This is a genomic window from Providencia sp. AGC89 (assembly GCF_053543535.1).
The window spans coordinates 85,274-94,446 of record NZ_JBIXLP010000089.1; the positions used below are offsets into that span (position 1 = coordinate 85,274).

10 protein-coding genes are annotated in these 9,173 nt (G+C 40.7%); 9 read left to right on the plus strand and 1 reads right to left on the minus strand.

What is annotated here, in order from left to right:
• Positions 1-63 precede the first annotated feature (63 nt).
• The 6 genes from ubiE (at position 64) to tatC (ending at position 4,801) form a co-directional block, all read left to right on the plus strand.
• Positions 64-819, plus strand: a complete 756-nt coding sequence (gene ubiE, locus ACIPUA_RS18455) for a bifunctional demethylmenaquinone methyltransferase/2-methoxy-6-polyprenyl-1,4-benzoquinol methylase UbiE (RefSeq protein ID WP_042848829.1) — start codon at positions 64-66, stop codon at positions 817-819.
• A gap of 1 nt (position 820) precedes the next feature.
• Positions 821-1,474 (plus strand): ubiquinone biosynthesis accessory factor UbiJ, encoded by a 654-nt coding sequence (locus tag ACIPUA_RS18460; RefSeq protein WP_042848828.1) that lies wholly within the window; start codon positions 821-823, stop codon positions 1,472-1,474.
• Positions 1,461-3,095: a ubiquinone biosynthesis regulatory protein kinase UbiB gene (ubiB, locus tag ACIPUA_RS18465; protein WP_042848827.1), complete on the plus strand. Its 1,635-nt coding sequence runs from the start codon at positions 1,461-1,463 to the stop codon at positions 3,093-3,095. Before ACIPUA_RS18460 ends, ubiB begins: the two co-directional genes overlap by 14 nt.
• A gap of 113 nt (positions 3,096-3,208) precedes the next feature.
• Positions 3,209-3,490, plus strand: a complete 282-nt coding sequence (tatA, locus tag ACIPUA_RS18470) for a twin-arginine translocase TatA/TatE family subunit (RefSeq protein ID WP_042848826.1) — start codon at positions 3,209-3,211, stop codon at positions 3,488-3,490.
• A 3-nt stretch (positions 3,491-3,493) separates the two neighbouring features.
• Positions 3,494-4,036, plus strand: coding sequence for a Sec-independent protein translocase protein TatB (gene tatB / locus ACIPUA_RS18475; protein ID WP_042848824.1), 543 nt, complete (start codon positions 3,494-3,496; stop codon positions 4,034-4,036).
• 3 nt (positions 4,037-4,039) lie between these two features.
• Positions 4,040-4,801, plus strand: a complete 762-nt coding sequence (tatC, locus tag ACIPUA_RS18480; protein ID WP_042848823.1) for a Sec-independent protein translocase subunit TatC — start codon at positions 4,040-4,042, stop codon at positions 4,799-4,801.
• Between the two features lie 81 nt (positions 4,802-4,882).
• Here tatC and rfaH read toward each other — a convergent pair whose 3' ends face one another.
• Positions 4,883-5,377: a transcription/translation regulatory transformer protein RfaH gene (rfaH, locus tag ACIPUA_RS18485; protein WP_042848822.1), complete on the minus strand. Its 495-nt coding sequence runs from the start codon at positions 5,375-5,377 to the stop codon at positions 4,883-4,885.
• Positions 5,378-5,541: 164 nt separating this feature from the next.
• On the opposite strand from rfaH, the gene pepE reads away from it, so the two are divergent.
• From pepE to fre, 3 genes are all read left to right on the plus strand, one after another.
• Entirely contained in the window at positions 5,542-6,267 is a 726-nt protein-coding gene (gene pepE, locus ACIPUA_RS18490; RefSeq protein ID WP_042848821.1) for a dipeptidase PepE, read from the plus strand.
• A 112-nt stretch (positions 6,268-6,379) separates the two neighbouring features.
• Complete coding sequence (ubiD, locus tag ACIPUA_RS18495; protein ID WP_042848820.1) at positions 6,380-7,852, plus strand: 4-hydroxy-3-polyprenylbenzoate decarboxylase; 1,473 nt, start codon at positions 6,380-6,382, stop codon at positions 7,850-7,852.
• 10 nt (positions 7,853-7,862) lie between these two features.
• Positions 7,863-8,564 carry an NAD(P)H-flavin reductase gene (gene fre, locus ACIPUA_RS18500; protein WP_131680254.1) on the plus strand — a complete coding sequence of 234 codons (702 nt, stop codon included), beginning with the start codon at positions 7,863-7,865 and terminating at the stop codon, positions 8,562-8,564.
• Positions 8,565-9,173: the final 609 nt, after the last annotated feature.

Here is a 9,173-nt window from a genome sequence, read left to right on the forward strand (position 1 = left end):
GTTTTACCTCAAAGACTGTTACACTTCTAACAAAAGTTTGAACTATCAGCAGGCATAAGAGAAATGACTGAACCAACTAAAGAAACCATTGATTTTGGTTTCCGTACTGTCGGCAAAGAAGATAAAGCCGGTCTAGTAGCGAATGTTTTTCACTCTGTAGCATCAAAGTATGACTTAATGAATGACTTAATGTCATTTGGTATTCATCGTATCTGGAAACGTTTTACTATTGAAGCAAGTGGTGTCCGCCGTAATCAGCGTGTACTTGACCTTGCTGGTGGAACAGGTGACTTAACCGCTAAGTTTTCGCGTCTTGTGGGCGAAAAAGGTGAAGTCATACTTGCTGATATCAATGACTCAATGTTGAAGATGGGGCGCGAAAAATTACGTGATCTTGGCATTGTTGGTAATGTAAATTATGTTCAAGCTAATGCTGAAGAACTTCCATTTCCAGATGACCACTTCGATTGCATTACTATCTCTTTTGGTTTGCGTAACGTTACGGATAAAGACAAAGCACTGCGTTCGATGTTTCGTGTTCTAAAACCGGGTGGGCGTCTATTAGTATTAGAATTTTCAAAACCTATTATTGAGCCATTGAATAAAGCGTATGATGCGTATTCATTTCACATATTGCCTCGTATTGGTCAGGCAATTGTGAACGACCCAGAAAGCTACCGTTATTTAGCGGAATCCATTCGTATGCACCCTAACCAAGAAACACTTAAAGGGATGATGGAAAACGCCGGGTTTGAGCAAGTCTCTTATACCAATATGACTGGTGGGATTGTTGCATTGCATAAAGGGTTTAAATTCTAAGATGGAAGCACCATCAACACATACCGAAAATCAAAATACAGTTTTGTACTCTTTGATAACAGCATTGATGGAAACCTCACTTAACCATATGTTGTTCAAAGAAAAAGTATTACAGCCTGCTAGGGTGCGTTTAGCAGGCAAAGTGATGGCTATTGAGCTTAAAGAACTCAATAAAACGCTAACACTTATTTTTGCTGAAAATCATGTTGATGTATTAAGCGAATGGGTTGAACCCGCAGACTGTACAATTAAAACATCATTATTTACTTTAATTAAATTGAAAGATAAACAGCAGTTATCTCAGCTAATCAATCGTGGTGATATCGTGATTGAAGGGGATATGCAGATTGTTCAGCATTGGTCCTCATTGCTCGATTTAGCAATTTGGAACCCGGCACATTATCTTTCACCTTATATTGGTGATGTCGCTGCTGAAGGGCTTAGTAAACTCTTGAATAAAGGCGTTTGCTTCGCATCTCACTTAGTTAAAAGGCAAAAAACGTATGTGAAAGATGCATTAATTGAAGAATGGAAAATGGCACCTAGCCAACTCGAACTTGCTCATTTTAATGACAAAGTTGAGGAAGTAGAACATTCAATTAATACGCTCGAACAAAGGTTAAGTCTGTTGGAGGAGAAGAATGACACCCGGTGAAATAAAACGACTTTACTTCATTATTCGGGTTTTTCTCTCTTATGGACTAGATGAGTTAATCCCCAAAATTAAGCTTACGTTACCTCTAAGAATTGGGCGTTTAGGCTTTTTTTGGATTAGAAATCAGCACAAAGATAGGCCATTAGGCGAAAGGCTTCGCCTTGCATTACAAGAGCTAGGGCCCGTATGGATCAAGTTTGGGCAAATGTTATCAACCCGTCGTGACCTTTTCCCGCCAGCAATCGCAGACCAACTTTCATTGCTACAAGATAAAGTCGCTAGTTTTGATGGGAAATTAGCTCGAGGTTACATTGAGGATTCTCTTGGTGGGCCGCTAGAACAGTGGTTTGATGACTTTGATGAGCAAGCCTTAGCTTCAGCTTCAATTGCTCAGGTTCACACTGCGACGCTAAAAGAAAATGGCAAAGATGTTGTTATCAAGGTAATTCGCCCTGATATTCTGCCTATCATTAAAGCCGATATTAAGTTGATGTACCGTATTGCTAACTGGGTTCCTTTACTACCTGATGGTAGGCGTTTACGGCCCAAAGAAGTAGTGCGTGAATATGAAAAAACGTTAATTGATGAGCTAAACCTACTACGTGAATCGGCCAATGCGATCCAGCTACGCCGTAATTTTGAAAATAGCTCCATGCTTTACATTCCCGAAGTTTACCCAGACTATTGCCGTGAAAACGTTATGGTCATGGAACGTATTTATGGCATCCCCGTATCAGATATTACAGCGCTAAAAGCTCAGGGTACAAATATGAAGCTGCTAGCAGAGCGGGGGGTAAAGGTTTTTTTCACCCAAGTTTTTCGAGACAGTTTCTTCCATGCAGATATGCATCCCGGAAATATCTTCGTTAGCTATGAGCACCCTGAAGACCCCCTGTACATTGGTATCGATTGCGGGATAGTGGGTTCACTAAATAAAGAAGACAAACGGTATCTTGCAGAAAACTTTATTGCCTTTTTCAACCGTGACTACCGCAAGGTTGCTGAACTACATGTTGATTCAGGATGGGTGCCTCTTGATACAAATGTGGAAGATTTTGAGTTTGCTATTCGTACAGTTTGTGAACCTATTTTTGAAAAACCATTGGCCGAAATTTCATTTGGGCATGTTTTATTAAACTTGTTTAATACTGCACGTCGTTTCAATATGGAAGTACAACCACAGTTGGTATTATTACAGAAAACATTACTGTATGTGGAAGGGCTTGGGCGTCAGTTATACCCTCAGCTTGACTTGTGGAAAACGGCAAAACCATTCTTAGAAGATTGGGTTCACAGCCAAGTGGGGCTACCCGCCATTACTCAGGCATTGAAAGAAAAAGCGCCTTACTGGGCAGAAAAGATGCCTGAAATTCCTGATTTAATATATGGCGCATTGCGACAACATAAGTTTTTACAATCGAATATAGACCAGTTAACACAACAGTTGAAAAGCCAGCGCAATAAACAGCGTAAATCCCATTATCTTCTAGGTGTGGGGGCGACTTTTATTTTGTGTGGTAGCTTATTTTTTATTTCTGATTTTACACGGCTTGCGGTCGTATTTATGGCGGCGGGTGCCCTATCTTGGGTAATTGGTTGGTGTAAAGCGGGCGATAATTAAGTAAACTTTGTTTTGCGACAAGTTTATAAGGCTGTGAACATTTCCGTATTTAGTGTTGGTTGTATATAATAGATATAACAACAATTGATCCCAAAACTATAGAGGTATTAACAATGGAATCAACTATTGCAATGGCTGCTTTCGGTAGTCCTTGGCAACTAATCATCATTGCTTTGCTTATTATTTTAATTTTCGGCACCAAAAAATTACGTTCATTAGGTTCTGATTTAGGTGAATCACTTAAAGGTTTCAAGAAAGCGATGAGTGATGATGAAAAGGCAAAAGTTGAGCAAGATAAGCAAGATGCCGACTTTGCGACTAAGAACATTACTGAACAACAGGCTTCTGAAAAAAAAGAAAGCCCAGTTGAGAGCAAAAACAAAGAGCAGGGTTAAACCGTGTTTGACATAGGTTTTAGTGAGCTGTTGCTTGTTACAGTTATTGGTCTTGTAGTCTTAGGTCCTGAGCGCTTACCAGTGGCAGTGAGAACTGTCGCTGGGTGGATACGTGCTATGCGTTCAATGGCAGCGAATGTACAAAATGAGTTATCACAAGAGCTGAAATTACAAGAGCTGCAAGACACTCTGAAGAAAGTAGAAGAGAAAGCTAACTTAGAAGCGCTTTCCCCGGAACTTAAGCAGTCCATGGAAGAGCTGCGTACAGCAGCACAGTCATTGAAAAGCGGCTATCAAGCAACAACCAGCGATATCGAAACAGAGTTAAATAAAGCAAAAGAGATCACTGACAGTTATGATAGTGCTGTTAAGGATGCTGAAAACAAGGCCCCAGAGGCCCAAGAATCAGATCCTGACCCTGAGCATGCAGCTAAGATGGCAGCGGTTGTTGAGGATAAAACACCTGAAGCTCCTACAACAGTGAAAACGGCTGAGCCGCTCGATGCTAAAGTAAAGAACTCTAATCAAACTGAAAGTGAAAAATAACACATGGCTGTAAATGATACACAACCACTTATTAGCCACCTCATTGAACTCCGTAAACGGCTAATGAACTGTTTAATTACAGTTTTGATCGTTTTTGCTGCGCTCGCTTATTTTTCAAATGATATTTACCGGCTGGTAGCAGCCCCTTTGATTGATAAGTTGCCAGTGGGCTCTCAAATGAGTGCGACGGATGTGGCGTCAACCTTCTTTACCCCTATTAAACTGACGATGATGGTTTCGGTTTTTGTATCGATACCAGTTATTCTCTATCAAATTTGGGCATTTATAGCGCCGGCCTTATACAAGCATGAACGCAAACTCATGTTGCCTTTGCTTGTTTCAAGTAGCTTTTTGTTTTATTTAGGGATGGCATTTGCTTACTTTGTTGTTTTCCCATTAGCTTTTGGCTTTTTTGTAAAAACAACACCAGACAGCGTTAACTTTATTCCGGACATCAGTAAATATCTTAGTTTTGTCATGACATTATTTATGGCTTTTGGTGCTGCATTTGAGGTACCAATTGCAATTATTTTACTGTGTTGGACTGGGGTAACTACACCTGAATCATTAAAACGTAAACGTCCATATATTTTGGTTGGGGCATTTGTTGTAGGGATGTTTTTAACCCCACCAGATGTCCTTTCTCAGACTTTACTAGCAGTCCCAATGTATTTGCTATTCGAGTTGGGGGTATTACTGTCTAACTTTTATGTCGGCAAAGGTCGAGGTCGACAAGAAGAAGGTACTGAGGAAGAAGAGTCGTAAGTAGGTTTTAGGTCATATTAGGCTTAATGACAGCCCATAGAGAACCCTTCATTGTTGAAGGGTTTTTTATGAGCACGATTTTTAGTCAGTTGATTTTTTAAATTGAGTATTATCAACAATTTTAGGGACACTTTTGTTCAATATATTCAGTAGAAGAATTGAACGATATTCTCCATTTGGCTCATCAAAGATAGCTTGAACTCCCGCAAAAACACCCTCAGTAATTGTGACTTGATCTCCATGTTTTGGCATATCAGGGGCTATGGAATGACTAATAGGGTTTTGTTGTAATAACTTAATGATTTCATCAGGGACTTCAGCGGGTAATTGGCCAAACCGAATAAAATGGCTGACCCCACGAGTTGATTGGATAGTCGTAGTATGAATTTCGTTGTGATCAAACTTTACGAACAAGTAATTAGGGAATAAAGCTTCTTGCACCTTAGTTCTTTTTCCTCTGACCACTTTTTCCATTTCTGTCATGGGCGTCATACAGATAACACTCTGCCTATTTAGATGCTCAATAGCACGCTCAATTTGCCCTCGTTTGCAATAAAGCAGATACCACTTTTCCATTTTTCGAATCTCGCATGACAAAATTATGTTTATGATAACAAATTACGACATAACAGTGTGACTATTGAGTAGCAGCACAATATTATTGGTATTCTGAAGCTTATATTAATCGAATATGGACTTTAGGTAACTGTAATATAAAAAGCAAATCAGTAGGAGACATGATGGATATCTTTTTGTTGAGTAATGGTAAGCTGCCAGGTAACCCTGTATGGCTAAGCTATGCTCTACCTCGTATCAAAGAAATGATTACACGTAAAAATGTAAAGTCAGCTGTTTTAGTTCCTTATGCGATCCTTCGTGGCTCACATGATGAAAGAGCAGAGCAACTATCGGAAGCTTTAGGGATAAACGTTACTTCTATTGAGCATTTTGCGAGCCCAGTAGAAGCGATTGAACAAGCTGAGTGTATCTTAGTGAGTGGTGGCAACACTTGGTGGCTCAACAAGTGTTTACATGAAAATGGCTTGGTTGTTGCTATTCAGCGCGCTGTTAAAGAACGAGGAGTCCCTTACATAGGTTGGAGTGCGGGGTGTAACGTTGCGACTCCAAGTATTCGTACTACTAATGATATGCCCGTAAGTAATGCTGTAATTATGCCTTCTCTAGGGTTATTCCCTTTACAAATCAACCCCCATTATATTGATGCTCATATTTCTGGGCACATGGGCGAAACGCGTGATGAAAGGTTGCAAGAATTTTGTGTAATTAATCCTCATGAGGTTGTTGTTGCTCTGCGAGAAGGGAGTGGGATGCAGATCAAAGGTAATGAACTTCATTATTTCAGTGGAAAAGATCAAGGTTTTAAACTATTTCAGCACAACAAAACATTCTCAGAGCAGTTTGATACATTATTATTAGAAAAATTAGTCCCTTTTGATTGCCAGTAAAATGGTATACTTGACCAGAAAAAGATTGATTATTAAGTGTTTTAGGCAGTAACTTGTAACCTTGGCCGGACGTCTTATAATGGGACTCCCTCTGTAACAGTAAAAGAAGATAATGAAATATCGTGACCTTAGAGATTTCATCGCGCAGCTTGAAAAGCAGGGCGAACTAAAACGTATTACAATGGAAGTCGATCCCTACTTGGAAATGACTGAAATTGCAGATCGTACACTAAGAGCAGGGGGACCGGCCCTATTATTTGAAAATCCCAAAGGTTATAACATGCCTGTCCTATGCAACTTGTTTGGGACGACAAAACGCGTTGCTATGGGGATGGGGCAAGAAGATATCAAAGCCTTACATGATGTAGGTAAATTGCTCGCATTTTTAAAAGAGCCTGATCCTCCGAAAGGTTTTCGTGACCTTTTTGATAAGCTACCAAAATTCAAACAAGTATTGAATATGCCAGCAAAGCGCTTAAGTTCAGCGCCTTGTCAGGAACAAATTTGGGCCGGTGATGACGTAGACATCACCAAAATACCCGTTATGCATTGTTGGCCAGAAGATGCGGCACCGTTAATAACATGGGGGCTAACTGTCACCAAAGGGCCATATAAAGAAAGGCAAAACTTAGGTATTTATCGCCAGCAAGTACTTGGTAAAAACAAAGTTATCATGCGTTGGTTGTCTCATCGCGGTGGTGCTCTTGATTTTCAAGAATGGTGCCAAGCTCATCCAGGTGAAAAATTTCCGGTAGCCGTAGCATTGGGGGCTGACCCGGCAACAATTTTAGGGGCGGTAACCCCTGTGCCTGACACGTTATCAGAATATGCATTTGCAGGCTTATTACGTGGTAATAAATCAGAGGTCGTAAAATGTATATCTAATGATCTCGAAGTTCCGGCGGGTGCCGAAATTATTCTTGAGGGCTATATTGAACCGGGTGAAATGGCACCTGAAGGGCCTTATGGTGACCACACAGGTTATTATAATGAGATAGATAACTTCCCTGTGTTTACTATTACTCATGTGACTCAGCGCCGCGATGCAATTTATCATTCAACTTATACAGGGCGGCCACCTGATGAACCAGCGGTACTTGGTGAAGCCTTAAATGAAGTTTTAGTACCTATCCTACAAAAGCAATTTCCAGAAATTGTCGATTTTTACCTTCCACCTGAAGGTTGTTCATACCGGCTTGCTGTCGTAACAATGAAAAAACAATATGCGGGGCATGCAAAAAGAGTAATGATGGGAGTCTGGTCATACCTGCGCCAATTCATGTACACTAAATTTGTTATTGTTTGTGATGATGATATTAATGCGCGTGATTGGAAAGATGTTATCTGGGCAATTACAACCCGAATGGACCCTGCCCGTGATACCGTTATGATGGAAAATACGCCGATAGACTACTTAGATTTTGCTTCACCTGTATCAGGGTTAGGTTCAAAAATGGGGCTTGATGCAACCAATAAGTGGCCAGGTGAAACGGATCGCGAATGGGGACGTCCTATTGTTATGACAGATAACGTAAAATCCCGTATTGATGACATTTGGGAACAATTAAATATTTTTGAAAAATAAGAGGGGAACCATGGCAACTCTAAGCTGTAAAGTTACATCTGTCGAATCGATTACGGATACGGTTTATCGAGTTATATTGTTGCCAGATGGTCCTTTTCATTTTAAAGCAGGTCAATATTTAATGGTCGTAATGGACGAAAGAGACAAACGACCATTTTCAATGGCTTCTACCCCAAAAAATAAAGAAACGATTGAATTACATATCGGAGCTTCTGAAATCAACCTGTATGCTATGGCTGTTATGGACAGGATTTTAGAACAAAAACGCATCGATATTGATATTCCTCACGGTAAAGCTTGGTTTCGCGAAAACAGCAGCAATGGCATGATTTTAATTGCAGGGGGGACAGGGTTCTCTTATACCCACTCAGTACTGCTTGCTGCATTAGCTGAAAATCCTAATCGTGACATTACTTTCTATTGGGGAGGGCGTCAGTTGGAGCACCTGTATGACCTTGGTGAATTACAAGCACTGAGTGAAAGCTACCCTAATTTGAAAATCACCCCTGTTGTAGAGCAACCTGATGAATTATGGCGTGGTAGAACAGGCACTGTTCTCAGCGCAGTGTTAGAAGATTTCGGTGATTTATCCAGTCATGATATCTATATTGCAGGGCGTTTTGAAATGGCGAAAATTGCTAGGGATCGTTTCTGTAATGAACGCAATGCTAGGGCCGAGCAGTTGTTCGGTGACGCTTACGAATTCATTTAACCCGTCCTAGTTCAAATTGTAGGGGTGTTGGCTTCGCTCATTCGCCCTAGTCACATACTTATGTATGCTCCTAGGGTCTCATTCACTTGCCGCCTACCTACAATCTGAACTATGAGGGTTAAACTCGTCTGGTATCTGCATGAAATCAGGTTAGTTTCAAATTGTAGGGGGGCTAGCTTTGCTCATTCGCCCTAGTCACATACTTATGTATGCTCCTAGGGTCTTATTCACTTGCCGCCTACCTATAATCTGAACTATGAGGGTTAAACTCGTCTGGTATCTGCATGAAATCAGGTTAGTTTCAAATTGTAGGGGTGTTGGCTTCGCTCATTCGCCCTAGTCACATACTATGTATGCTCCTAGGGTCTTATTCACTTGCCGCCTACCTACAATCTGAACTATGAGGGTTAACTCGTCTGGTATCTGCATGAAATCAGGTTAGTTTCAAATTGTAGGGGTGTTGGCTTCGCTCATTCGTCCTAGTCACATACTTATGTATGCTCCTAGGGTCTTATTCACTTGCCGCCTACCTACAATCTGAACTATGAGGGTTAAACTCGTCTGGTATCTGCATGAAATCAGGTTAGTTTCAAATTGTAGGGGGGCTAG

Coding starts and splice junctions, on each gene's coding strand:
- ACIPUA_RS18460 (WP_042848828.1), top strand. CDS start 821: ATGGAAGCACCATCAACACATACCGAAAATCAAAATACAGTTTTGTAC.
- tatA (WP_042848826.1), top strand. CDS start 3,209: ATGGAATCAACTATTGCAATGGCTGCTTTCGGTAGTCCTTGGCAACTA.
- pepE (WP_042848821.1), top strand. CDS start 5,542: ATGGATATCTTTTTGTTGAGTAATGGTAAGCTGCCAGGTAACCCTGTA.
- ubiE (WP_042848829.1), top strand. CDS start 64: ATGACTGAACCAACTAAAGAAACCATTGATTTTGGTTTCCGTACTGTC.
- ubiD (WP_042848820.1), top strand. CDS start 6,380: ATGAAATATCGTGACCTTAGAGATTTCATCGCGCAGCTTGAAAAGCAG.
- fre (WP_131680254.1), top strand. CDS start 7,863: ATGGCAACTCTAAGCTGTAAAGTTACATCTGTCGAATCGATTACGGAT.
- tatC (WP_042848823.1), top strand. CDS start 4,040: ATGGCTGTAAATGATACACAACCACTTATTAGCCACCTCATTGAACTC.
- rfaH (WP_042848822.1), bottom strand. CDS start 5,377: ATGGAAAAGTGGTATCTGCTTTATTGCAAACGAGGGCAAATTGAGCGT.
- ubiB (WP_042848827.1), top strand. CDS start 1,461: ATGACACCCGGTGAAATAAAACGACTTTACTTCATTATTCGGGTTTTT.